Origin of the sequence: Nocardia yunnanensis (assembly GCF_003626895.1) — a bacterium.
Classification (GTDB): domain Bacteria; phylum Actinomycetota; class Actinomycetes; order Mycobacteriales; family Mycobacteriaceae; genus Nocardia; species Nocardia yunnanensis.
This window is the reverse complement of the sequence record NZ_CP032568.1, coordinates 4,097,684-4,121,412: the sequence shown is the minus strand read 5'-3', so window position 1 is coordinate 4,121,412 and position 23,729 is coordinate 4,097,684. Positions and strand designations below refer to the sequence as shown.

General features: G+C 69.3%; 20 protein-coding genes. 8 read left to right on the top strand and 12 right to left on the bottom strand.

All coding sequences use genetic code 11. The features are described from left to right. Positions 1-2: 2 nt before the first annotated feature. From D7D52_RS19310 to D7D52_RS19285, 6 genes are all read right to left on the bottom strand, one after another. Positions 3-1,151, bottom strand: coding sequence for an alpha/beta fold hydrolase (locus D7D52_RS19310; protein WP_120738349.1), 1,149 nt, complete (start codon positions 1,149-1,151; stop codon positions 3-5). Positions 1,152-1,243: 92 nt separating this feature from the next. Beyond that, positions 1,244-1,711, bottom strand: coding sequence for an SRPBCC family protein (locus D7D52_RS19305; protein WP_120738347.1), 468 nt, complete (start codon positions 1,709-1,711; stop codon positions 1,244-1,246). 91 nt (positions 1,712-1,802) lie between these two features. Then, on the bottom strand, positions 1,803-3,101 hold the full coding sequence (locus tag D7D52_RS19300; RefSeq protein WP_120738345.1) for a sensor histidine kinase: 1,299 nt from the start codon (positions 3,099-3,101) through the stop codon (positions 1,803-1,805). Further along, a complete protein-coding gene (locus tag D7D52_RS19295) occupies positions 3,098-3,787 on the bottom strand; it encodes a response regulator transcription factor (RefSeq protein WP_246023156.1) in 690 nt (229 codons plus the stop codon). Before D7D52_RS19295 ends, D7D52_RS19300 begins: the two co-directional genes overlap by 4 nt. 153 nt (positions 3,788-3,940) lie before the next feature. After that, positions 3,941-4,627, bottom strand: a complete 687-nt coding sequence (gene bioD, locus D7D52_RS19290; protein ID WP_120738343.1) for a dethiobiotin synthase — start codon at positions 4,625-4,627, stop codon at positions 3,941-3,943. Further along, positions 4,624-5,778: an 8-amino-7-oxononanoate synthase gene (locus D7D52_RS19285; protein ID WP_120738341.1), complete on the bottom strand. Its 1,155-nt coding sequence runs from the start codon at positions 5,776-5,778 to the stop codon at positions 4,624-4,626. Before D7D52_RS19285 ends, bioD begins: the two co-directional genes overlap by 4 nt. 103 nt (positions 5,779-5,881) lie before the next feature. Between D7D52_RS19285 and D7D52_RS19280 the strand changes: the two genes are divergently transcribed. After that, complete coding sequence (locus D7D52_RS19280) at positions 5,882-6,175, top strand: hypothetical protein (protein WP_120738339.1); 294 nt, start codon at positions 5,882-5,884, stop codon at positions 6,173-6,175. A 102-nt stretch (positions 6,176-6,277) separates the two neighbouring features. Here D7D52_RS19280 and D7D52_RS19275 read toward each other — a convergent pair whose 3' ends face one another. Further along, positions 6,278-7,546, bottom strand: coding sequence for an adenosylmethionine--8-amino-7-oxononanoate transaminase (locus D7D52_RS19275; protein WP_120744260.1), 1,269 nt, complete (start codon positions 7,544-7,546; stop codon positions 6,278-6,280). Between the two features lie 127 nt (positions 7,547-7,673). Here D7D52_RS19275 and D7D52_RS19270 point away from each other — a divergent pair, with 127 nt between their 5' ends. From D7D52_RS19270 to treY, 3 genes are read left to right on the top strand one after another with little or no spacing between them, the layout of a single operon-like run. Next, positions 7,674-8,633 (top strand): bifunctional helix-turn-helix transcriptional regulator/GNAT family N-acetyltransferase, encoded by a 960-nt coding sequence (locus D7D52_RS19270; RefSeq protein ID WP_222932645.1) that lies wholly within the window; start codon positions 7,674-7,676, stop codon positions 8,631-8,633. A 9-nt stretch (positions 8,634-8,642) separates the two neighbouring features. Then, positions 8,643-10,742 carry a glycogen debranching protein GlgX gene (gene glgX, locus D7D52_RS19265; RefSeq protein ID WP_120738337.1) on the top strand — a complete coding sequence of 700 codons (2,100 nt, stop codon included), beginning with the start codon at positions 8,643-8,645 and terminating at the stop codon, positions 10,740-10,742. An 11-nt stretch (positions 10,743-10,753) separates the two neighbouring features. Beyond that, positions 10,754-13,162, top strand: a complete 2,409-nt coding sequence (gene treY, locus D7D52_RS19260) for a malto-oligosyltrehalose synthase (protein WP_120738335.1) — start codon at positions 10,754-10,756, stop codon at positions 13,160-13,162. A gap of 12 nt (positions 13,163-13,174) precedes the next feature. On the opposite strand, the gene D7D52_RS19255 is transcribed toward treY, so the two are convergent. After that, positions 13,175-14,353 carry a DUF2235 domain-containing protein gene (locus tag D7D52_RS19255; RefSeq protein ID WP_120738333.1) on the bottom strand — a complete coding sequence of 393 codons (1,179 nt, stop codon included), beginning with the start codon at positions 14,351-14,353 and terminating at the stop codon, positions 13,175-13,177. 189 nt (positions 14,354-14,542) lie between these two features. Between D7D52_RS19255 and D7D52_RS19250 the strand changes: the two genes are divergently transcribed. Beyond that, on the top strand, positions 14,543-15,214 hold the full coding sequence (locus tag D7D52_RS19250) for a response regulator transcription factor (RefSeq protein ID WP_120738331.1): 672 nt from the start codon (positions 14,543-14,545) through the stop codon (positions 15,212-15,214). A 124-nt stretch (positions 15,215-15,338) separates the two neighbouring features. Here the strand turns inward: D7D52_RS19250 and ilvA are convergent, their stop codons facing one another. Further along, positions 15,339-16,694 (bottom strand): threonine ammonia-lyase IlvA, encoded by a 1,356-nt coding sequence (ilvA, locus tag D7D52_RS19245; protein WP_120738330.1) that lies wholly within the window; start codon positions 16,692-16,694, stop codon positions 15,339-15,341. Between the two features lie 134 nt (positions 16,695-16,828). Next, complete coding sequence (locus D7D52_RS19240) at positions 16,829-17,266, bottom strand: nitroreductase family deazaflavin-dependent oxidoreductase (protein WP_120738328.1); 438 nt, start codon at positions 17,264-17,266, stop codon at positions 16,829-16,831. Between the two features lie 86 nt (positions 17,267-17,352). Here D7D52_RS19240 and D7D52_RS19235 point away from each other — a divergent pair, with 86 nt between their 5' ends. From D7D52_RS19235 to D7D52_RS19225, 3 genes are all read left to right on the top strand, one after another. Then, positions 17,353-17,571 (top strand): hypothetical protein, encoded by a 219-nt coding sequence (locus D7D52_RS19235; protein ID WP_120738325.1) that lies wholly within the window; start codon positions 17,353-17,355, stop codon positions 17,569-17,571. A 69-nt stretch (positions 17,572-17,640) separates the two neighbouring features. Further along, on the top strand, positions 17,641-18,255 hold the full coding sequence (locus D7D52_RS19230; RefSeq protein WP_120738323.1) for an MspA family porin: 615 nt from the start codon (positions 17,641-17,643) through the stop codon (positions 18,253-18,255). A gap of 112 nt (positions 18,256-18,367) precedes the next feature. Next, positions 18,368-18,601: a hypothetical protein gene (locus tag D7D52_RS19225; RefSeq protein ID WP_120738322.1), complete on the top strand. Its 234-nt coding sequence runs from the start codon at positions 18,368-18,370 to the stop codon at positions 18,599-18,601. 181 nt (positions 18,602-18,782) lie between these two features. Here the strand turns inward: D7D52_RS19225 and dnaE are convergent, their stop codons facing one another. Together dnaE and D7D52_RS19215 are read right to left on the bottom strand one after the other, a co-directional pair. Beyond that, positions 18,783-22,334 carry a DNA polymerase III subunit alpha gene (gene dnaE / locus D7D52_RS19220; RefSeq protein WP_120738320.1) on the bottom strand — a complete coding sequence of 1,184 codons (3,552 nt, stop codon included), beginning with the start codon at positions 22,332-22,334 and terminating at the stop codon, positions 18,783-18,785. Positions 22,335-22,468: 134 nt separating this feature from the next. Beyond that, entirely contained in the window at positions 22,469-23,719 is a 1,251-nt protein-coding gene (locus D7D52_RS19215; protein WP_120744258.1) for a serine hydrolase domain-containing protein, read from the bottom strand. Positions 23,720-23,729: the final 10 nt, after the last annotated feature.

Sequence of the window (23,729 nt, the reverse complement as noted above, 5' to 3'; positions counted from 1 at the left end):
CCTCACCGGCCCACCGACATCGCCGCCGACTGGTCCTGCTGGATCTGGCGCACGAACGGCACCACCTGATCGGCGATGACCGTGTTGTACTCCACCGGCCGCTCGATCGGATTGGCGTGCCCGGTGGTGTGCGTGGTCACCACCAGCAGCGTCCCGTCCACCCCGCCGACCTGGTCGATGAGCACCTTGTGCGAGTACTCCACGTTCACGATCGGGTCGTCGTAGGGGTTGTGCGGGCGGATGAACACGATGGCCGGACGCGGTTTGCCCGCGGCGGGTTTGGCGAGCGCGCGCAGATCGTCCACCGCGCCGCCCGCCACGATCGCCTTGAACTGGGCCTCGATCAGGCCGTTGCTGGCGGCGTCGGTATTGAGGATCTTGTCGCGCAGCACGTCCCCGAGCGCCGAGCGGAACTCCGCGCCGCGGATCAGGTACCGGCCGCCTACGAAACGGTCGTGGCGCGCATAGGTTTCCACGATCAACCGCAGCAACCGGCTCTCGCGCGCGCCGGGCACCCAGCCCATCCAGCGCAGCATCTCCTCGCCCTGGTCGCGGCTCTCGGCGCGGACCGCGTCGAGGTCGACCGGCGTGCAGTCCAGCAGCACCGCCCGCACCCGCTTGGTGCTGCCGGTGTGCAGGTGCTTGGCGATCTCGAGCGCGATCACTCCGCCCATGCTGTGCCCGGTCAGCACCACGTTCGACACCTTGGCGGCGTCGGTGACCTTCACGATCAGATCCGAGATGACCTTGGTGTCGATACCGGTCTGGTCGTAGCGCACCGCCCACACCGAGCCGAGCGCGGTCAGCGACGGCAGGGCCCGGGCGGTGTCGCCGGCGTCGAGGACGCCGAGCCCGACCAGATCGAACACGGCGGTATCGCTCGCCTGCGGGTCCGAGGGGCCCGCGATGGGCAGCACCGCGGGCTCGGTGCGGGCCAGCCGCGCCTGTTCGGGCAGCACATCGGCGCCCAGGTATTCGGCGAACGCGCCCAGGGCGACCAGTGGCACCAGGCTCAAGCGCAGCAGCATCAGCCGGGTGCGCCGCCAGCGCGTCCAGCCCGCGCCCAGCCGGGTGGCGCGCAGGCGTTCCCGCCGCCGCCGATCGTCGTATTCGGCGACACCGGTCGGATTGGGGAAACCCGGCAGCGCCATACCAATCAACTGTACGAATTTCCGGCGCGTCGGCCAGGCTTGTGCTGACGGTCAGCTCCTGGTATCGCCGCGTTCACCCGACCGTGCTCCGGTCAGTGGCGGGCGGCGTGCTCGGTCAGCTCGCAGAGTTTGGCCAGCGACATGCGGAACCCGGCCGCATTGTCGGCCGGGGACAGGCCCGGCGGCAGATTGTCGTGGCAGGCGGTGACTTTGGTGCCGCCGGGGACGTCGTCGAGGGTGTAGGTGACGGTCATCTCGCCGCGCAGATCCGGATCCTCGGTCTCGAATTCGACGGTCTGCACCACCTCGCGATCCGGGACGACGCGGGCGAACACCCCGTGGAAGGTGTCGGTGTGCGCGGTGGTCTTGCCGGGTTCGGTGGGCAGGTCGTAGGTCAGCGAGATGCGGAAGCGACCGCCGACGCGGGCATCGAATTCGTGGACGCGGCTGGTCATTCCGTCGGGGACCATCCAGGTTCGGACCGACCGCGCATCCAGCAGCGCGCGGAAGACAGTGGAACGCGGAGCACCGACGAACTTCTCGACACGGGTGGAGGGCACGCCGCCACCCTACGCCGCCTGTGATGAAGATCACGGCAGCTTCGGGCACGAGGCGGCGCGTCGGTCACGATCGCGGCAATTCGCCTGGCAGTTACGACAATTCGGGCGTGGCCTCCGGGGCTTCGGGTAGTGCCTCCGGGGCCTCGGGCAGTGACAGCGTCGCGAGGGTGCCGCCGCCGGGCGCGGGGACCAGGGTCACCGAACCGGCATGCACCTCCGCCACCCACCGCACCAGCGACAGTCCGATGCCGTGCTGCCCGCGCGCACCGACCGCCCCGCGCGCGAAGGGGTCGGCCAGGCCGGGATCGAGGCCGGGCCCGTGGTCGCGCACGGTGACCCGGCCCGCCGCCACCCGCACCTCGACCGGTGTTCCGCCGTGCACCAGTGCGTTGTCCACGAGGTTGCGCACGGCCAGCGCCAGCAGATCCGGATCCGCGTGCACCGCCGTCGGTTCCGTCACCACCTCGATCTCGCCGCCGCATTCCGCGACCACGCCCTCGACCAGCTGATCCAGGAACAGTCTTTGCCGATCCAGTTGTCCCGCACCGGTTTCGGTGCGGGTGCGGGCCAGCAGACCGGCGACGGTCCGGCCCAGGCGATCGGTGAGCGCCCGCGCGTCGGTGACCGCGCGCCGGGTATCGGCCGGATCGCGCAGGGCGGCGTCCAGGTAGAGCCGCAAAGTGGCCAGGGGCGTGCGTAATTCGTGCGACGCCTCCGACAGGAAGCGTTCGCGCTGATCGAGCATGCGCAGCGCCGGGCGCAGGCTGGCGCCCGACAGCAGGTGTCCGGCCAGCGCGGCCAGCACCACCAGCCCGGCCCCGCCGCCCCACAGCGCCAGCAGCAGCCGGTGATGGTCGCGTTCCGCGGGCGCGGGATCCGCGCCGGCGACGATGACCGCGCCGATCGCGCCGTCGTTGTCCCAGACCGGGCCGACGGCCAGCCGTACCCGGTTGCCGTCGCGATCGATGAGCGTGTGCCACTGCGTCTCCTCGGCCGCGGCGGTCGCGCCCGCCAGCCCGGTCAGATCCGTCGGCATCCCGGAGCGCTTGTGCACGAACGGTTCTCGCCAGCCGCCGCCCGGGTCGAGCACCAGCACCACCACCGGGTCGGGGCCGTCCACCAGATCGTCGTCGTTGCGCACGGTCTCGAGGTCGACGCCGCCGTCCTCGTTCCAATACACCTCGCGGGCCAGCCCGGTGACCACCCGGTCGATGCCCGCGTCCAGGTCCCGGGCGCGCGAATGCGCGTCGATGGAGGCCGCCAGCGAGCCGAGCACGATCAGGCACAGGGCGGTCAGCGCGGTGAACAGCCCGGTCAGCAGCCAGCGGGTGCGGCGCAAGCGGGCGGGTGTGTCCGGTTCACTGGTGCGGGCGCGCCGGCGAAGACTCATGGCGCGAGGGTGAATCCGACGCCGCGCACGGTCTCCAGCAGCGGCGGCTCGCCGAGTTTGCGCCGCAGCTGCGCGACCACCACGTCGACCACGTTCGACGCCGGTTCCGCCATCTCGTCCCAGCAGGCTTCGATGAGTTCGGCGCGGGTCACCACCGATCCGGCCCGTTCGGCCAGCAGTTCCAGCACCCCGAATTCCTTGGGGGTCAACGTCAGCAGCGTGCCCGCCCGATGCACCCGCCGCCGCGGCCGGTCCACGGTGAGCGTCCCGACCTCGATGCGGGTGGCCGCCGGCAATTCGCGGCGGCGGCACAGGGCGCGCACGCGCGCCGCCAGCTCATCCATGGCGAACGGTTTCACCACATAGTCGTCGGCGCCGTGCGCGAACCCGTCGAGCCGATCGGCCAGGGCGTCGCGGGCGGTCAGGATGACCACGGGCGTCCGCTCCCCCGAATCGCGCTGCGCGCGCACCAGATCCAGGCCGTCGCCGTCGGGCAGGCCCCGGTCGACGACCAGGCAGTCGTAGGTGTTGACCGCGATCTTCAGATCGGCGTCGGCGTAATCGCGGGCCAGGTCGACCGCGAACCCGGCCGCCCGCAACCCGGCCGCGACCTCGTCGCCCAGGTCCCTGTCGTCCTCGCACACGAGTACCCGCACCTGCACCATTACAGCATCCGTACCGGTCATGCGGTCACGAGCCCGCGCGACCGCCCGCGACGCGTCCCCGCTCGCGGGCACCGACAGCGCTTCATTCCCCTACCCTGCCGCGTCACCCGTGAGGAATTCGTGAGTCCCGGCTCGGGGGCTGAACCCGGCCTCTCGATCTCTGCCCCGTCGTCCTCAGCGCGAGAGGTAGCGGGCCGACCAGTCCCGGTCGAACCAGCCGGGGGCGGCGGCGGCGAATTCGCCGGCCGGCCAGGCGCCCGCGCCCGCGGGGAGCGAGCCGACCAGATCCACACCGGTGACGGCGGGCAGGTCGGTGCGGTTGCACGCGGACGCGAGATCGGGCTCGGCGGGCCAGGATCCGATGACCAGTCCCGCGCAGGCCACACCAGCGGCGGCGAGCGTGCGGGTGGTGAGCTCGCTGTGATTGAGCGTGCCCAGCCCGGCGGCGGCCACCAACAGGACGGGGGCGCTGAGCTTTTGGGCCAGATCCAGGAGGGTGAAGTCGCCGATGCGGACGAGCAGGCCGCCCGCGCCTTCGACCAGGACGAGGTCGGCGTCAGCGCAGGACTCGATGCCGGCGACCGTTTCGGCGAGGGTGAGCAGCGGCCGGCCGCAGCGGCGGGCGGCGGTGTCGGGGGCCAAAGGCTCGGGGTAGCGGGCCAGTTCGAGGGTGCGGGCGACACCGCTGAGCTGGGTGACGACGGCCAGATCACCGGGTTCGCCCGGGGCCACGCCGGTTTGGGCGGGCTTGCAGACCGCGACCGCCAGGCCCGCCGCGCGGGCGGTGGCCGCCAGCGCCGCGGTCACGATGGTCTTGCCGACATCGGTGGAGGTGCCGGTGACCAACAGCAGCCGGGTCATGCGAGCACCGCCTCACGCCCGCGCGCGTCGGCGAGGACCTCGGTGAGAATCGTTGCGATGGTGCCCAATTCGGCCGCGGTGAGATCGGCGCGGGCGGTCAGGCGCAGCCGCGAGGTGCCCTCGGGCACCGACGGCGGGCGGAAACAGCCGACCGACAGGCCGCGCGCGCGGCAGGCCTGGGCGGCGTCGTAGGCGACCTGCGCCTCCCCCAGGTCGACGGATACGACGGCCGAATCCGGTTGCCCGACACCGGCGATGCGCGCCAGATCGGCGGCCCGGTCCAGCACCCGCTGGGCCATGGAAGGATCCCGCCGCAGCAGTCCCAGCGCGGCGCGGGCCGCGCCGACGGCCGCGGGCGCCAGGCCGGTGTCGAAGATGAAGGTGCGCGCCGCGTCGATGAGGTGCGCGCGGACGCGCTCACTGGCCAGCACCACACCACCCTGGGCGGCAAAGGCTTTCGACAGTGTCGCGGTGACGACCAGATCGGGTTCGCCGGCCAGGCCGCATTCATGGACCAGGCCGCGCCCACCCTCGCCGCGCACACCGAGGCCGTGCGCCTCGTCCACGATCAGCACCGCGCCATGGGCGCGGGTGACCCGGTGCAGTTCGGTCAGCGGCGCGAGATCGCCGTCGGCACTGAACACCGAATCCGTCAAGACCAGTGCACGCTCTTCGCTGCGTTGCGACAGCAGCCGATCCACCGCGGCCGGATCGCGATGCGCTGCGATCTCCACCCGGGCCCGCGACAGTCGGCAGGCATCGACCAGCGACGCGTGACTGCCCGCGTCCGAAACCACCAGCGCCCCACGGCCGGCCAGGGCGGTGACCGCGCCCAGATTGGCGGCGTAACCGGAGGCGAACACCAATCCGGCTTCCGCGCCGACGAATTCGGCCAGCTCGGCCTCGAGCTGCTCGTGTTCGGCGGTGGTGCCGGTGACCAGCCGCGAGCCCGTCGCCCCGGTGCCCCAGCGGCGCACCGCGGCGATCGCGCCCTCGATCACGTCGGGGTGGCGGACCAGCCCGAGATAGTCGTTGGAGGCCAGGTCGACGCTCGCCTGTTCGGGGGTGCGGGCGCGCAGGGTGCGGCGCAGCCCGGCGTCCACGCGCGCGGCGGCGCGGGTGTCGAGCCAGCTCAGGGGATCGGCAGTCACAGCTCGGAAGCATACTTGAACGCCGTTCAGGAGGCCATGGGTGTCGGCGGGCCGGTCTATGCTGGGAACGTAAGGAGGCTGCGCGATGCCACGATGGGCAATAGTGGTCGAGCAGACGACCGGCTTCGGCGACAGCAAAACCTGGAGTCCGAAGATCCTCACCGAGGTGGTGGGAACCCGCGAACAAGCCCTCGCGAAGCTCCCGGACCTCGTCTCGAAATTCATTCCCGATCATCCGAAGTTGATCAGCCGCCGCACCATCCTGCGCGACGGGGACACCTTCATGCTGATCGCCCGCGGCTGGTCCGACGAGTATCACTGCGTGTTCAAGGTCTGGGAAGTCCTGTCCGACAGCGACAATTCAGACAAAGTGCGCGAAAAACGAGCTAACCGCTGAGGACTCGCTTCGAGCGAGTGGCACACCACGCCGGTGATCGTCTACCGCGAGCGGTCATCGGATCGGAGGGCCCGGCAGGGCCGAGGCCGTGGCCCCGCGCGCTCAGACGGCCGCGGCGGCGCACATGGCGGTGGTGATGCGATGGACGTCGTCGCGGCTGCTGATGAACGGGGGCATGCAGTAGACGAGGTCGCGGAAGGGGCGCAGCCACACCCCGGCCTCGACGGCCGCGGCGGTGGCCGCGCGCATGTCGACCGGGTGGTCGAGCTGAATGACGCCGATGGCTCCACGAATTCGGACATCCGCGACGCCGGGCAGCGCGCGGGCCGGGGCCAGGCCGGCGGTGAGTTCGCTTTCGATGCCGCGGACTTCGGCCTGCCAGTCGCGGGAGAGCAGCAGTTCGATCGAGGCCACGGCGACCGCGCAGGCCAGGGGGTTGCCCATGAAGGTCGGGCCGTGCATGAGGCCGCCGTGGGATCGGCTGAGGGTTTCGGCGATCTCGGTGGTGCACAGCGCCGCCGCGAGGGTGAGGTAGCCGCCGGTGAGGGCCTTGCCGACGCACATGACGTCGGGTCGCACCCCGGCCTGTTCGGCCGCGAAAAGCGTTCCGGTGCGGCCGAATCCGGTGGCGATCTCGTCGAACACCAGCAGCACGTCGTGCGCGTCGCACAGCCGTCGCAGCTCGGCGAGGTAGCGGGGATCGTGGAAGCGCATGCCGCCCGCGCCCTGCACCACGGGTTCCACGATGACGGCGGCGAGTTCGTGCGCGTGCTCGGCGATCACGCGTTCGAGCTCCGAAACGTACTCGGGCACAAACTCTTCCGGCGGCGCGCTGGCGAAGATCTGCGGTACGAGCACGTCGGTCCACAGCGAGTGCATGCCGCCCTCGGGATCACACACGCTCATGGGGGTGAAGGTGTCGCCGTGATAGCCACCGCGCCAGGTCATCAGCCGATGCTTGGCCGGACGGCCCAGCGCCCGCTGATATTGCAGGCACATCTTCACCGCGACCTCCACCGACACCGACCCGGAGTCGCAGAGGAACACCTTGTCCAGCCCCTCGGGCGTGAGCTCGACCAGCAGCCGCGACAACCGCACCGCCGGTTCGTGCGTCAGCCCGCCGAACATGACGTGACTCATCTTCGCGGCCTGCGCGCTCAGCGCCGCGTCCAGCACCGGATGCCGATACCCGTGCACCGCCGCCCACCACGAGCTCATGCCGTCCACCAACTCCCGGCCGTCGGCCAGGGTGAGCCGGGTCCCGGCGGCCGAGGCCACGACGAGCGGTTCGGTCCCGGCCGGAAACCCGCCGTAGGGATGCCAGACGTGCGCCGCGTCGAGGGCGGCGATCTCTGCGGAAGTCAGTGCCACGGTGGAGGTCGATGCCACGGGAAGTCCTTCGAGGAGCAGGCTTGAACGGCGTTCAAGTTAGCACGAACCCCGCCGGACGCCCGCGCGCCGGAGTATTCTTTGACTCAGTCAAAGGATTGGAGTCGATATGGCGACCAGCATGGCCGAGGGTCTCGTCGAGGCACAGCACATCGATGCCGTGCGCGCCTTCAACCGGCGCTACACGCGGCTGATCGGGGTGCTGCAGGGCGAGATGCTCGGCACCGAGTTCTCGCTCACCGAGGGCCGAATCCTGTTCGAACTGGCCAACTTCGGCGCTGCGGAGGTGGTGGATCTGCGGTTCGGGCTGGATGTGGACGCGGGCTATCTGAGCCGGATCCTGGCCCGGTTCGAGGAGCGGGGGCTGGTGGCCCGCCGCAGATCCGATGCCGACGGGCGCCGGCAGGTGGTCGAGCTGACCGATGCCGGGCGGGCCGCGTTCGCGGTCCTGAATCAGCGCACGCAGGAGCAGATCGGGCAGCTGCTGGCGCCGCACTCCCCCGTCGTGCGCACCCGGCTGGTCGGGGCCATGCGCGCCATCGAGCAGATCCTCGACACCGACACCGAACCCGATCCGGCGGGCGTGGTGCTGCGCGAGCCGCGGCCCGGCGACCACGGCTGGGTGATCCAGCGCAATGCCGAGCTGTACGCCGAGGAGTACGGCTGGGACGGCGACTACGAGAACCTGGTCGCGCGGATCGTCGCCGACTGGCTGAATTCCCATGACCCGCAACGGGAACGGGCCTGGATCGCCGAATACGAGGGCGTCCCGGTCGGCTGCGTGTACTGCATGCGCGAGGACGACGCCACCGCGCGGCTGCGGCTGCTGCTGGTGGAACCGTCCGCGCGCGGGCTGGGGGTGGGCAGCGCGCTGGTGGACGAATGCCTGCGCTTCGCCGCCGCGGCCGGGTATCGCGAGCTGGTGTTGTGGACCAACGACGTGCTGACCTCGGCGCGGCACATCTACGAGCGCGCGGGTTTCGAACTCGTGGAATCGAATCCGCACCACAGTTTCGGGGCCGATCTGGTCGGGCAGACCTGGCGCAAGGAGTTGCGACCGGCTCGCTAGGGTCGGGGCATGGTTCCCGCGACTCCCGGTTCCGGCACGCTCGGTGTCTGGCCGGGGACCGCCTACCCGCTGGGCGCGACCTACGACGGCGCCGGGACGAACTTCTCGGTGTTCTCCGAGGTCGCCCGGCGGGTGGAACTGTGCCTGATCGACGCCGAGCAGCGCGAGACGCGGGTACCGCTCGACGAGGTGGACGGGTACGTGTGGCATGCCTACCTGCCCGACGTCGGGCCGGGACAGCGCTACGGGTTCCGGGTGCACGGCAAGTTCGATCCGGCGCGCGGATTGCGCTGCGACCCCAGCAAACTGCTGCTGGATCCGTACGGCAAGGCGTTCGAGGGCGAGTTCGGGACCGAGACCGCGCCCTACAACTACGGGCAGAACTCGCTCGGGCACACCATGACCGGGGTGGTGATCAACCCGTACTTCGACTGGACCGGCGACCGGCCGCCGCGGCGGCCGTATCACGAGACGGTGCTGTACGAGGCGCATGTGAAGGGCATGACCGTCACCCATCCCGATGTGCCGCCGGAACTGCGCGGCACCTTCTCCGGCATGGCGCATCCGGCGGTACTCGACCATTTACGGCGGCTGGGCGTGACGGCGGTGGAATTGATGCCGGTGCACCAGTTCCTCGACGATCGCATCCTGCTCGATCGCGGGCTGCGAAACTATTGGGGTTACAACAGTTTCGGCTATTTCGCGCCGCATCGCGGATATGCCGCGGGCGCCGCGCCCGCCGCCGCGGTCACCGAATTCAAGGCCATGGTGCGCGCGTTCCACACCGCCGGTATCGAGGTCATCCTCGACGTCGTCTACAACCACACCGCCGAGGGCAACGAATTCGGCCCCACCCTCAGCTTCCGCGGCCTCGACAATGCCGCGTATTACCGTCTCGTGGACGGCGATCCGCAGCACTACATGGATTACACCGGCACCGGCAACAGCTTCAACATGGCCCACCCGCACGCGCTGCAGCTGATCATGGATTCGCTGCGCTACTGGGTGCTGGAGATGCACGTGGACGGTTTCCGCTTCGATCTGGCCGCCACCCTGGCGCGCGAATTGCACGATGTGGACCGGCTTTCCACCTTCTTCGACATGGTGCAGCAGGATCCGGTGGTCAGCCAGGTGAAGCTGATCGCCGAACCCTGGGATGTCGGCGAGGGCGGTTATCAGGTCGGCAATTTCCCGGTGGCCTGGACCGAATGGAACGGCAAATACCGTGACACCGTGCGCGATTACTGGCGCGGGCAACCGGCGACGCTGGGCGAATTCGCCTCCCGGCTGACCGGCTCCTCGGACCTGTACGAGGCGACCGGGCGGCGGCCGGGCGCGAGCATCAACTTCGTGACCGCACACGACGGATTCACCCTCGCGGACCTGGTGTCCTACAACGAGAAACACAATCGGGCCAACGGCGAGGACAACCGCGACGGCGAGAACTACAACCGCTCCTGGAACTGCGGCGCGGAAGGGCCGAGCGACGATCCGGCGATCCTGGCACTGCGGGCGCGGCAGTCCCGTAACCTGCTCGCCACCCTGCTGTTGTCGCAGGGCACGCCCATGCTGTTGCACGGCGACGAATTCGGGCGCACCCAGCGGGGCAACAACAACGTCTACTGTCAGGACTCACCGCTGTCGTGGATGGACTGGACCCTCATGCACACCAATGCCGATCTGCTCGAATTCACCACGCGCACGGTCGCACTGCGGCACGCGCACCCGATCTTCCGGCGCCGCCGCTTCTTCGATCCCGCGCCCAGCGGTGACATCGCCTGGTTCACCCCCGGCGGCACCGAGATGACCGACGCGGACTGGGAGACCACCTTCGCGCGCTCGCTGGCGGTGTTCCTCAACGGCGACGGCATTCGCGAACCGGGACCGCGCGGCGAACGCGTCACCGACGATTCGTTTCTGCTGTGCTTCAACGCCCACGACGAAGCGCTCGATTTCCGGCTCCCCGGCGACTCCTACGGTTCGGCCTGGTCAGCCGTCCTGGATTGCGCCACGCCGACCGGCCGCCCCGCCGACGACACCGTCCGCCCCGCCGCCGACATCGTGCAAGTGCCCGCACGCTGTCTGCTCGTGCTGCGCCGTACGGCATGATCGATACCGCCATGACCAGCTCGCCCGAACACCACACCGGCCCCATCGCCCGGCAGACGCCGGTGCGCAGCACCTACCGCCTGCAGCTGCGGCCCGACGCGCTCACCTTCGCCGATGCCCGCGCCATCGCCGAATACCTGCAGCAGCTGGGCATTTCGCATCTGTACCTGTCGCCCGTCATGACCGCGGCGCGCGGCTCCACCCACGGCTACGACGTCACCGACCCGACGGTGGTGGCGGCCGGGCTCGGCGGACCCACCGGGCTCAAGGCGCTCTCGGACGAGGTGCGCAGCCGCGGTATGGGTTTGATCGTGGATCTGGTGCCCAACCATGTGGGCGTCGCCGATCCGCGACAGAATGCGTGGTGGTGGGATGTGCTGCGGCTGGGCAAGGAGTCCCAGTACGCCGGCTGGTTCGACATCGACTGGACGCCCGGCAACGGGGCGGGCGGGCGAATCGCGCTGCCGGTGCTGGCCGGGGAGAACGATCCGGCCGCGCTGACCGTGGACCGCTCCGGGCCCGAACCCATGCTGGCGCTGCACGATATGCGCTTCCCCATCGCGCCCGGCACCGACGGCGAGAACGCGCTGCGCATTCACGACAAACAGCACTATCGGCTGGTCAACTGGAAATCGGGGCTGTGCGGCTATCGGCGCTACTTCACCGTGGGCGGGCTCGCCGCCATCCGGCAGGAGGAGCCCGCGGTCTTCGAGGCCGCCCATCGCGAACTCGCCGCCTGGTGCGAGCACGACCTGATCGACGGTGTGCGCGTGGATCATCCGGACGGGCTGGCCCAGCCCGCCGAGTATCTGCGGCGGCTGCGGCAGCTGATCGGACCGCAGCGGCTGCTGCTGGTCGAGAAGGTGCTGGCCACCCGCGAACCGCTCGACGCCACCCTGCCCATCGACGGCACCACCGGCTACGACGCGCTCACCGAACTCGGCGGCGTGCTCATCGACCCGGACGGCGAGAAGCAGCTGACCGAGCTGTCGCGGCAGTTCACCGGGCACGGCAGCGATCGGGCCTGGTTCTTCGAGCAGGAGCATCGGATTCGCCGGGCGGTCGCGGAGACCATGCTGGTGCCGGAGGTGCGGCGACTGGTCGCGGCGGTCAAGCGCGACGCCCGCGCCGACGCCTTCGACACCATGGCGCTCACCAACGCCGCCATCGAGGTGCTGTCGTTCATGCCGGTGTACCGCACCGACTACGCGCCGCTGGCCGGCATGATCGGCGCGGTCGTCGCCGAGGTGGCGCGGCGCAATGCCGAACTCACCGCGCCGCTGCAGGTGCTGGTGACGGCGCTGGCCGCGGGCGGTGAGGCCGCGACCCGGTTCCATCAGGTGGGTGGCGCGGTGACCGCGAAAGCGGTGGAGGACACCATGTTCTATCGCGCGGCCCGGCTGGTGTCGCTGCAGGAGATGGGATCCGATCCGGCGCGCTTCGGCTGTTCGGTCGTCGAATTCCATCTCGCCAACGCCGAGCGGGCGGCGCGCTGGCCCGCCACCATGACCACGCTGTCGACCCATGACACCAAGCGCGGGGAGGACGTGCGGGCGCGGATCGGGATGCTGTCGCAGGTGCCCGACATCTGGGCGCGTTCGGTCAGCACCTGGGAGGAGATGGCGCCCGGACCCGACGGGGCGACCACACTGTTCCTGCTGCAGAACATGTTCGGCGTCTGGCCCGCCGACGGCCGGCCGGCCGCGGCCGTGTCCGGGCTGCGGGAGCGGCTGCATCAGTTCGCGGAGAAGGCGGTGCGCGAAGCGGGCACCCAATCCTCCTGGGAGGAACCGGATATCGAGTTCGAGACGGCGGTGCACCGCTGGATCGACACCGTCATCGACGGGCCGGTCGGGGCGGAACTGGGCGAGTTCGTCACCGATCTCGCCACCCACGCCTGGACCGACTCGCTCGCCCAGAAACTGTTGCAGCTGTGCGGGCCCGGGATCCCCGACATCTACCAGGGCTGCGAACTGTGGGAGGACTCGCTCGTCGATCCGGACAATCGGCGTCCCGTCGACTTCACCCACCGCTCGCTGCTGCTGCAATCCCTCACCGGCACACCGGATCTCGACGCCTCCGGGGCGGTCAAGATGTGGATCGCCGCCTACGCGCTGTGGCTGCGCCGCGAACGGCCCGACTGCTTCGTGGGCGGCACCTACACTCCCCTGTTCGCCGCCGGCGACCGCGCCGCCCACCTGCTCTCCTACGCGCGCGGCCGGGCCGGGGAGACGCCCGAGGTCATCGTCGCGGTCACCCGGCACAGCATCCGGCTCGACGAGGCCGGCGGCTGGGCCGACACGGTTCTCGATCTGCCGCAGGGGCATTGGACCGACCGGCTCACCGGCCACACCTTCTCCGGCCGCGCCCGGCTGGAGAAGCTCTTCGCCCGGCTGCCGGTGGCGCTGCTGGTGCGCTGAGCCGGCGGGGGCTCACGCGGCGGATTGCCGCGGGCCGCCGTCCGCGTCGTCGCCGGGAGGCTTGGGCAGGGCCACCTGGTCGATGGGCTCGATCAGATCCGGCGGCACGGGGCCGTGGCGGTCGCCGCACCAGCGACGAATATTGGCCGGGCGGTAGTTCTTTCGGTCCGGGACCGTGGCGGCCAGGAAGCTGTCCTGGTCGCCCGGCTGCAGCAGTTTGCGCCAGGAGTCCCAGTAGAAACGGGGATTGCGCCAATTCACGCTCAGGCGAACGTAATTCAGCACCCGGAACGCGGGGCTGAGCGAATCGTGCAGGTGCGCGGCGTCGAACGGGCATTCCCGCAGCAGGGAATCGAGGCGGTCGTGGTCGAAGGCCAGCCCCTCGGCCTCCGCCTCGGCGATCATCCAGCGCAGCGTGATGTCGGACAGCCCGCAGTCGGCGTAGCCGCCGCCGATATCGCTGTGCACGCCCTCGAACCAGACCTGCTTGACCCGGTCGGCGCGGTCGTGCAGGGCGCGCTGGCCGGGCGGGACCTCCCACAGGCAGGGCGCGAATTCGCGGCGGCGCTCGTCGATCGCGAGGGCCTGCCGGGCGCACCGCACGATCGGGGAGAGGTTCACGTCGTGGAAGCGGTGCTTGTAGGCGGTCAGGCCGGGCACGCCCATCGCGCCGACGGTGTCGAAGACGCCCAGGAAGTTGATGACCGGGGTTTCGGGATGGCAGTAGCGGGCGCGGAAGTCCGCCCAGGCCGCGGGATCCGGGTCGTCCGGGTTGCGTTTGCGGGTCTTGTAGATCGCCAGGGCGGCGGGATACTTGCCGTGAATCATGGCGTCGTACTTCAGGATTCCGAGCCGGTTGATCATGCCGGCGAGGCTGCGGGCGGTGTACGCGCCGCGGCTGAAGCCGAAGATGAAGATCTCGTCGCCGGGTTCCCAGTTCAATGCCAGCTGCCAGTAGGCGGCCGACAGGTTGGCCTCGAGGCCGAGCCCGAACGCGCCGCCGAGCACGCGGTCGGACATGAAGCCGCGCGAACCGGGACCCGAGACGTAGTAGATGCGCTGCCCGACGGACTTCCCCTCCCGGTCCGCCCCGGTCAACCGCACCGTTTCCGCGATCTTGACAATGTTCGACGACGTCGTGCTCGATTCGGCCTTCCACGTGCCGTCACAGCACACCACCAGCCTTTTCATGAACGCCAGCCTCCCGTTCTGACCGTTCGGTTTCACGCGTAGTGAACTACCTGTTTATCGCGGGCCGGACTCGGGGCCGTTAACCGCGACGCGGCGCGCGGCGAGTACTCGCCCGACTCGTGTTAACACCGGGCGGTCGCCGCGCGATCGCTCACGAATCGTTCACGATCAGTGTGGCACCGTGGGCGCATGTCCGACGATGGAGTGAGCGCCCGCGGCGTATGGGTCCTGGTGTGCGAGGACGACCGGCAGCTGGGCGAACGGGTCGCGGACGGACTGCGCGGGGCCGGATTCGCGGTCGATCTCACTCACAATCTCACCGACGCCACCCGCCGCTGCGGGGTCCGGCTCTACGACTGCCTCATCGTGGATCGCGGGCTACCCGACGGCGACGGCCTGGAACTGGTTCGGCGGCAACGAGAATCGGGTGATCGCACACCCGCCCTGCTGATCACCGCCCGCGACAGCGCGGGCGGCCGCGCCGAGAGCTACGCCGGCGGCGCCGACGACTACCTGCCCAAACCCTTCGCCCTGGGCGAGCTGGCCGCGCGGGTCCGGGCACTGTGCACCCCCCACCGCGCCCGGCCCACGCCGCTGCTCACCCTCGGCGACCTGGCGGTCGACCGATTACGCCGCCGCGTGCGCCGCAACGGCATCCTGCTCACCCTCACCACCCGCGAATTCTGCGCCCTCGAACTGCTGGCCTCCCGCGTCGGCACCCTGGTCACCCCCGCCGAAATCGCCGCCTGCTGCGGCGATCCCGGCCCGACCATCGACGACCTGATCACCCGCCTCACCCGCAAACTCGGCGACCCCCCGCTCATCCACACCGCCCCCGCCGGCTACCTCCTCCACACCTGAAACCCGCTCGCGGAGCGTGGATTCCGGCCAAAAGCACGCCGGAATGACGAAATGAGCCCGGTGATCGCCCCCACCCACGACAGGCACCGTCATCCCAGCGTGTTTTTGGCTGGGATCCAACGCTTTACGTGAGGTAGCGGTAGGCCGGGGAGTTGGGGTCCAGGCGTTCGCATTGGATGGGGGCCTGGTGCATGCGGTCGAGGAGGGGGTCGAGGCCGTCGGGGGCGCCGAGTTCGATGCCGACCAGGGCCGCGCCGGTTTCGCGGTTGTTGCGCTTGACGTATTCGAACAGGGTGATGTCGTCGTCGGGGCCGAGGACCTCGTCGAGGAAGCGGCGCAGCGCGCCGGGTTCCTGCGGGAAGTCCACCAGGAAATAGTGTTTCAGGCCCTGATGCACCAGCGAGCGCTCGATGACCTCGCCGTAGCGGGAGACGTCGTTGTTGCCGCCCGACAGCAGCACCACCACCGTCGAACCCGGCTCGATCTCGACCTCGCGCAGCGCCGCGGTGGCCAGCGCGCCCGCCGGTTCGGCGACGATGCCCTCGTTCTGATACAGCTCCAGCATGGCGGTGCAGATGGCGCCCTCGTCCACGTGCAACATGCGGAAAGAGCCCGCGCCGCTACGGGTTTCGGTGCTGGTGAGCAGCGGCAGCGAGGCATGCGAGCGGACCGCGCCGCCGAAGCGCACCACCGCCTGATAGCCGACCGCCCCGACCCGCCGCACGGCCGCGCCGTCGACGAACGGGTCGATCTCGGGCAGCGTCACCGGACCGCCCGCCACCAGCGCCGCCGTCATGGACGCCGCGCCCGTGGGCTCGGCGGCCAGCAACGCGGTCTGCGGCGAACGCTCCCGCAGATACGTGGCGATGCCCGCCAGGCAGCCGCCGCCGCCCACCGGCACCACCACCAGATCCGGCTGGCGGCCCAGCTGTTCGAGGAATTCGGCGGCGATGGTGCCCTGCCCGGCCGCGGTGCGCGGGTCGTCGAAGGGCGGGACCATGGTGGCGCCGGTGCGGGCGACATCGTCGGCGGCGGCCGCGGCGGCCGCGTCGTAGGTGTCGCCGACGGCGATCAACTGCACGAATGCGCCGCCGTGCACGCGGATTCGATCGCGCTTCTGCTTGGGGGTGGTCCGCGGCACGTAGATGCGGCCGCGCACGCCCATGGCCTGGCACGCGAAAGCCACGCCCTGCGCGTGGTTTCCGGCGCTGGCGGTCACCACTCCGGCGGCCTTCTCGTCATCGGTGAGCTGCACCATGAGGTTGTAGGCGCCGCGCAGCTTGTAGGAGCGCACGGCGGTGAGGTCCTCGCGCTTGAGGTAGACCTCGGCCCCGGTGAGCGCCGACAGCCGCGAATTCCGCTGCAGCGGCGTCGGCTCGATAATGTCCGAAATTCGCTTGGCAGCCGCATCGATCTCCTCCGCCGACAGTTCGGGCAGCGGAGTGGACACTTTCTCTACTACAGCAAGCGGATCAGACACCCGAACATGCTAGCTGGGAGCACCCGTCGCGTCGGCGGCAGCGCCCGATTCGGGTGCGAAAATGCCCCGGCCGCGACGGCCGGGGCATTTTCTCATCGGCCGCCGCGCTTTCCCGGTATTGCGGCGGGCGACGGTCAGGGGCGCGGGGTGAGGACGAAAACCGGGATCTGACGGTCGGTCTTCTTCTGGTATTCGGCGTAATCGGGCCAGACTTCGACGGCCCGCTGCCACCACAGCGCCTTCTCGTCGCCGGTGACCTCGCGGGCGTCGTACTCCTTGACCACGTCGCGGTCGCGCAGCTCGACGTGCGGATCGGCCTTCACGTTCCAATACCAGACGGGATGCTTGGGCGCGCCGCCGAGCGAGGCGACGACCGCGTACTCGCCGTCGTGCTCGACGCGCATGAGCGGGGTCTTGCGCAGTTTCCCGGATTTGTTGCCGCGAGTGGTGAGCAGAATGATCGGCACGCCGCGCAGGGTGTAGCCCTCGGCGCCGTCCGAGTTGTCGTACTGGTCCGCCTGTTCCCGGGCCCAGTCGCTGGGGCTGGGTTCGTACTCTCCGATTAGTGGCATGACGTGCACAACCGAGCGCGTTCGTGTGTTGTTCCCGACAACAAGTTCGGTTGCCCGAACTTCCAGTCACCGTCTACCCTCGCTGTATGGCAGTGGTCAACCCTACGGATACCGAGCGGGCCTCCGCGCGCGCCACCGTGGACATCGCCGGGACGGCCTGGCCGGTCTACAAGCTGGAAGCCTTGTTCGCCGGAGTGGTGGTCTGCCTGATGCTCGCCCTCATCACCGGGTCGGTGCAGGCCGCCGTGCTGGGCGCGGCCACGGTCTCGGCGCTGCGCTGGGCCCTGGGCACGATCCGCCACTGACCAATATTCGGGCCGACCGGTCCGTGTCATTCGACTGATTCATGCGGTTCCTCTATTAATTTGGAGGATATGCGGCTGTCCACTCTGGGCGTTCTCGTGGTGTCCCTCGGTACCGCGCTGTGGTGCACGCCGCCCACCCGGGCCGATATCGAAACGCTGGCGCCGCACGAGCGGACCTACCAATCCACCTTCGGCAGCTTCACCGTCGGCGATCGCGACGAGGTCATCGATCGCATCGCGCCGCTGAACCAGGTCGGCACCACCCGTGAGGCCATGGTCAGCAATATGGCCTACGCCCGGGTCGACGGCCTGGCCGGCGGACAGCTCAAGACGGGCTATCACATCGGCTGCTCGGTCTCGCTGCCCAATGGCAACCTCGGGGCGATCCCGCAGGTCTACGTGCCCAGCGGCAATCTGGCGCAGAGTCCCTCGCTGCAGGTCATCGGCCCCAACATCCAGGTACCCATGAGCGTCAACCTGGCCCCGGGCGAGGTGAAGGATCTCGAGGTCGCCACCAAGGATCTGCTGCCCGGCAAACAGGTCCAGATCATCGTCCGCGATTTCCACATCGCCGTGAACCAGTGCGCCGGACCGGTTTCCATCCGGCAGTACACCTACGTCTACGCGAAGTCCGCCGAAACCGACGACAGCGGAGCGGTTTTCGGCGACCCCACCTGGCTGTGACCGCGCCGCCGGCGCACTCTTCGCGGCGATCGGTATCGCCCTGCGGCACGGCAGCGAGCTGCCCATCTACGACCGGCAGACCGACATCATCGTCGGGCTGCTCGGGCTGGCGGTGACCGGCGGGTTGCGGGGGCTGCTGGTCCTGCGTTACCCGTACGAGTACGACATCCTGCACTTCGATCTGCTGGCGGCCCCGCTGTTTCTGATGAGTGTGAGCGTCCTGGCCTTCGGGCTGCGGCCGGTGTTCTGGTTCTGGCCCGCGTGGCTGCTGCTGCTCGCGGCGTATCCCGCTTCGATCGAGCGCGAAGGTCGCCGTCACCAGCGACCAAGCCCAGCACCCCGGTAGCTACCAGCACCGCGACGCGAGTAAGCCGGTTGGCCGCCATAGCGAGCACCCTACCGGCCCAACCGGTCGACCCCCGGCAAGCGCCACCGCCGCGCGGGCCGCGACCCGCATGGGCGTGGGCGGACCCGACGGTCGGCCCACGCCGCGCGAAAACGACTGCCGCCCTGGACGGCACACCGCCTCAGCTGCCCAGGCAGCCCGGACCGAGCAGCGCCTTGAGGTCGCCCATGAGCGCCGAGGACGGCGAAACCCGCAGATTGTCGGCCACTTTGAGGGTGGTGGTGCGATCACGGGAGCCGACATGGCGGATGTGCACGTCCGCGGTGCCCGGATGGCGGTTGAGCACCCGCTTGAGCTCACCGATCTTGTCGGGCGTGCACAGCCGGGTCGGGATCACCACCGAGACCGGCTTGTCCACGCCGATCGACGAAAGATCCGGCACCACAAGGTCGTTGGCGATGAGCGAGACGCGGTCGTCGCGAGCGCTGACCCGAGCCTTCACCAGCACGATGGCGTCCTCGGTGACGTCCATGCCGTACACCGAGTAGGACTGCGGGAAGAACAGCACCTCGATGCCGCCGCTGAGATCCTCGAGCTGCGCCGACGCCCACGGCAGGCCGTTCTTGTTCACGCGCCGGGTCACATTGGCGAAGATGCCGCCGATGGTGACCTGCGCGCCGTCCTTGACGTCGCCCTCGAGAATGGCCGGGATCTGGGTGTCGGACTGGGCGGCCAGCACGTGCTCGACGCCGTTGAGCGGATGCCCGGACACGTACAGGCCCAGCATCTCCCGCTCCAGGGCGAGCTTGTGCTTGGTCTCCCACTCCTCGTCGGGGACCTTCACATTGAAGACGCTGGCGATCGACTCGTCGCCCTCGTCGAGGCCGCCGAACAGGTCGAACTGGCCGATGGCCTCGGCCTTCTTGGTCGACATGACCGCGTCGATGGCATCGGAGTGCACCAGCATCAGGCCCTTGCGCGGATGCCCGAGCGAGTCGAAAGCGCCTGCCTTGATGAGGGATTCGGTGACCTTCTTGGTGCAGGCGATGGCGTCGATCTTGTTGAGGTAGTCGGAGAAGTCGGTGAACTTCGACTTCTCCTTGCGCGCCTGAATGATCGAGGCCACCACGTTCGCGCCGACATTGCGCACCGCGCCCATGCCGAAGCGAATGTCGTTGCCCACCGAGGCGAATTCGAGTTCGGACTCGTTGACGTCGGGCGGCAACACCTGGATGCCCAGGCGGCGGCAGTCGGCCAGGTAGACGGCGGCCTTGTCCTTGTCGTCACCGACGGAGGTGAGCAGACCGGCCATGTACTCGGCGGGATAGTTGGCCTTGAGGTAGGCGGTCCAGAACGACACCAGACCGTAGCCGGCGGCATGCGATTTGTTGAACGCGTAGCCGGCGAACGGAAGAATGGTGTCCCACAGGGCCTTGATGGCGGGCTTGGTGAAGCCGTTGGCCAGCATGCCCGCTTCGAAGCCCTCGAATTCGGCCTCCAGCACGGACGCCTTCTTCTTGCCCATGGCGCGGCGCAGAATATCGGCTCGACCCAGCGAGTAGCCTGCGACCTTCTGCGCGATCTGCATGATCTGCTCCTGATACACGATCAGGCCGTAGGTATCACGCAGGATGTCTTTGAGCGGCTCTTCCAATTCGGGGTGAATCGGCTTGACCTCTTGCCGCCCGTTCTTGCGGTCGGCGTAGTCGTTGTGGGCGTTCATGCCCATCGGACCCGGGCGATACAGCGCGAGCACGGCGACGATGTCCTCGAAGCCGGTGGGCTGCATGCGGCGCAGCAGATCGCGCATGGCGCCGCCGTCGAGCTGGAACACGCCGAGAGTGTCACCGCGCGCGAGCAATTCGTAGGTGGCGGTGTCTTCCAGCGGCAGCGTGTCCAGATCCAGGTCGATGCCGCGGTTGGCCTTCATGTTCTGCAGGCAGTCACCGATGACGGTGAGGTTGCGCAGACCCAGGAAGTCCATCTTCAACAGGCCGATGGCCTCACACGACGGATAGTCCCAGCCGGTGATGATGGCGCCGTCCTGCGCGCGCTTCCACACCGGGATGGCATCGGTCAGCGGCTCGGAGGACATGATCACCGCGCACGCGTGCACACCGGCGTTGCGGATCAGACCTTCCAGGCCGCGCGCGGTCTCGTAGATCTTGTTGACGTCCGGATTCGTATTGATGAGCTCACGAACCTCGGCGGCTTCCTTGTACCGCTCGTGCTCGGGATCCATGATGCCCGAGAGCGGAATGTCCTTGGCCATGATCGGCGGCGGCAGCGCCTTGGAGATCTGATCGGCGATGGCGAACCCGGGCTGGCCGAACTGCACGCGGGCCGAATCCTTCAGCGCCGCTTTGGTTTTAATCGTACCGAAGGTGATCACCTGGGCGACGCGGTCGCTGCCCCACTTCTCGGTGGCGTAGCGGACCATCTCACCGCGGCGGCGATCGTCGAAGTCGATATCGATATCGGGCATGGACACGCGCTCGGGATTGAGGAAGCGCTCGAACAGCAGACCGTGCGGAATCGGGTCGATGTTCGTGATGCCCATGGCGTAGGCGACCAGCGAGCCGGCCGCCGAACCACGGCCCGGACCGACATTGATGCCGACCGAGCGCGCGTAGGTGATGAGATCGGCGACGATGAGGAAGTAGGCCGGGAAGCCCATCTCGTTGATGACGCCGATCTCGTAGTCGGCGCGCGTGAAGTATTCGGCCGGAACGCCGTTGGGGAAACGCCGGTCCAGGCCGCGCATGACCTCCTTGCGCAGCCAGCTGGCCTGGGTCTCGCCCTCGGGCACCGGGAAGATCGGCATCCGGTCGCGGTGCTCCCACACGTCGTCGTAGGACTGCACGCGCTCACCGATCAGCACGGTGTTGTCGCAGGCGTCGGGGACCTCCGCGTCCCAGATCGCGCGCATCTCCTCGGCGGACTTGAGGTAGTAGCCGGAGCCGTCGAACTTGAAGCGGGTCGGATCCGAGAGCGTCTTGCCGGTCTGAATGCACAGCAGCGCTTCGTGATTGCCCGCGTCGTGCTCGTGCACGTAGTGGCAGTCGTTGGTGGCCAGCGGCGGAATGCCCAGCTTCTTGCCGACCTCGAGCAGGCCCTCGCGCACCCGGCGTTCGATGGACAGGCCGTGATCCATCACCTCGAGGAAGAAATTCTCCGGCCCGAAGATCTCCTGCCACTTGGCCGCCGCCTCGAGCGCCTCGCGCTCGTGGCCCAGCCGCAACCGGGTCTGCACCTCGCCCGACGGGCAGCCGGTGGTGGCGATGATGCCCTCGGCGTGCTCGGCGATGATGTCGGCGTCCATGCGCGCCCACTTGCCGAGCTGACCCTCGATCGAGGCCAGGCTCGACAGCTTGAACAGATTGCGCAGACCGGTCGCGTTCTCGGCGACCATGGTCATGTGGGTGTAGGAACCCGAACCGGAGACGTCGTCGCTCTTCTGCGACGGGTCACCCCACAGCACGCGCTTGGTGTTGAACCGGGACTCCGGCGCGATGTACGCCTCGATGCCGATGATCGGCTTGATGCCCTGCTTCTTGGCGGAGTTGTAGAACTCCGACGCGCCGTACATATTGCCGTGGTCGGACATGCCGACGGCGGTCATGCCCAGCCGGGTCGCCTCTTTGAACAAGGGCGTGATCTTCGCCGCGCCGTCGAGCATCGAGTACTCGGTGTGATTGTGGAGATGGACGAATGATCCCGACGAGGCTGACACCCGGACATCTTAAGCGCCACCCACGACAGGTTTCGAAGCCACGCGGCGCCGGAACACAAGATCGGCGTGGCGGCCTCCGCGTGTCGTGGCGAACGTCACCGCACCCGGCATTCCGGCATGCTTCTGGCCCGAACTCAGGCCGCCGCGGGCTCGACATGGGCGGTGGTGCGACGCGTCGCGTTCGCGCCCCGCACCACCAGCGGCAGCACCCATGCCGACGCGATCTGGTCCAGGCTCACCGCGCCGATGCCGAGCCGGTTGTGCACGAAGCCGACCGAAAGCCCTTGGCGCGGATCGGCCCAGCCGAACGATCCGCCCAATCCAATGTGCCCGAAGCCCGCTCGCGCGCCCGGCACCGGCAGCGAGTGATAACCCATGCGCCACATCATCGGGATGTAGAACAGCGCGCGATCGAGCTGATAGGTCTCCACGTGCTGCATGGCCGCGATGGTCCGCGGCGACAGGAAGCGGTGGCCGCGGTGCATGCCGCCGTTGGCGAGCGCGCCGTAGACGGTGGCCAGCCCGGCCGCGGTGCAGACGCCGTTGCCGGCGGCGAGTTCGGTCGCCAGGATGGGCGGCTCGTCGCCTTCGAGCAGCTGGTCGAGGCCGGGCAGGAACAGCGCGCGGCAGGCCGCGCCCAGGGCGCCGGGCAGCCCGTAGGCCCGGCCCAGCATCAGCGAGATGTAGCTGGTGCCGACCAGCGCGAGCTTGTTGCCCTGCAGCACAGCCGCACTGGTGGGTGAGCCGGCCGGCGGCAGCCCCAGGTGGATGCCCTCGGTGCCCAGCGGTTCGGCGATCTCGGTGCGGAACAGCTCGCCCATGCCGCGCCCGGTGACCGCGCGCGCCAGCCCGGCCAGCAGCCAGCCGTAGGTCAGCGCGTGATAGGTCGGAATCCCCAGCAGATGATCCGGTTTCGCGGCCGCCAGCTGCGTTTCCATCAGCCGGTGATCGAGGATGTCGTCGAGGCCGCGCGCGATGGCGGGCAGTCCGTAGAGCCCGGCCCGGTGGGACAGCAGCTGCCGCACCGTGATTCGCTCCTTGCCATTGGCCGCGAATTCGGGCCAGTAGGCGGCGACCGGCGCGTCGTAGTCGATGAGCCCGCGATCGGCGAGCCGGTGGATGACGGTGGCGGCCAGACCCTTGGTGGCGGAGAAGACGATGGAGCCGGTGTCGGCGTCCCAGGGCCGCCCGGGCGCGGCCTCGCCGGTCCAGATCTCGACCAGCGGTTCCCCGCGCAGGTGCACCGACAGTGCCCCGCCGGCGCCCGGGTGACCGCCGGTCAGCCGCGCGAAAGTACGTACCAGGGGGCCGAATTCGGCGCTCGCGAAGCCCCGCACCGTGGCGGGTAGCTCGCCGCGACCGGCGGAGGAAGCGTCATTGCTCACCTTGTACACG

Coding starts and splice junctions, on each gene's coding strand:
- D7D52_RS19300 (WP_120738345.1), bottom strand. CDS start 3,101: ATGAGTCTTCGCCGGCGCGCCCGCACCAGTGAACCGGACACACCCGCC.
- bioD (WP_120738343.1), bottom strand. CDS start 4,627: ATGACCCGGCTGCTGTTGGTCACCGGCACCTCCACCGATGTCGGCAAG.
- treY (WP_120738335.1), top strand. CDS start 10,754: ATGACCAGCTCGCCCGAACACCACACCGGCCCCATCGCCCGGCAGACG.
- D7D52_RS19310 (WP_120738349.1), bottom strand. CDS start 1,151: ATGGCGCTGCCGGGTTTCCCCAATCCGACCGGTGTCGCCGAATACGAC.
- D7D52_RS19240 (WP_120738328.1), bottom strand. CDS start 17,266: ATGCCACTAATCGGAGAGTACGAACCCAGCCCCAGCGACTGGGCCCGG.
- D7D52_RS19250 (WP_120738331.1), top strand. CDS start 14,543: ATGTCCGACGATGGAGTGAGCGCCCGCGGCGTATGGGTCCTGGTGTGC.
- D7D52_RS19295 (WP_246023156.1), bottom strand. CDS start 3,787: ATGACCGGTACGGATGCTGTAATGGTGCAGGTGCGGGTACTCGTGTGC.
- D7D52_RS19270 (WP_222932645.1), top strand. CDS start 7,674: ATGGCGACCAGCATGGCCGAGGGTCTCGTCGAGGCACAGCACATCGAT.
- glgX (WP_120738337.1), top strand. CDS start 8,643: ATGGTTCCCGCGACTCCCGGTTCCGGCACGCTCGGTGTCTGGCCGGGG.
- D7D52_RS19255 (WP_120738333.1), bottom strand. CDS start 14,353: ATGAAAAGGCTGGTGGTGTGCTGTGACGGCACGTGGAAGGCCGAATCG.
- D7D52_RS19235 (WP_120738325.1), top strand. CDS start 17,353: ATGGCAGTGGTCAACCCTACGGATACCGAGCGGGCCTCCGCGCGCGCC.
- D7D52_RS19230 (WP_120738323.1), top strand. CDS start 17,641: ATGCGGCTGTCCACTCTGGGCGTTCTCGTGGTGTCCCTCGGTACCGCG.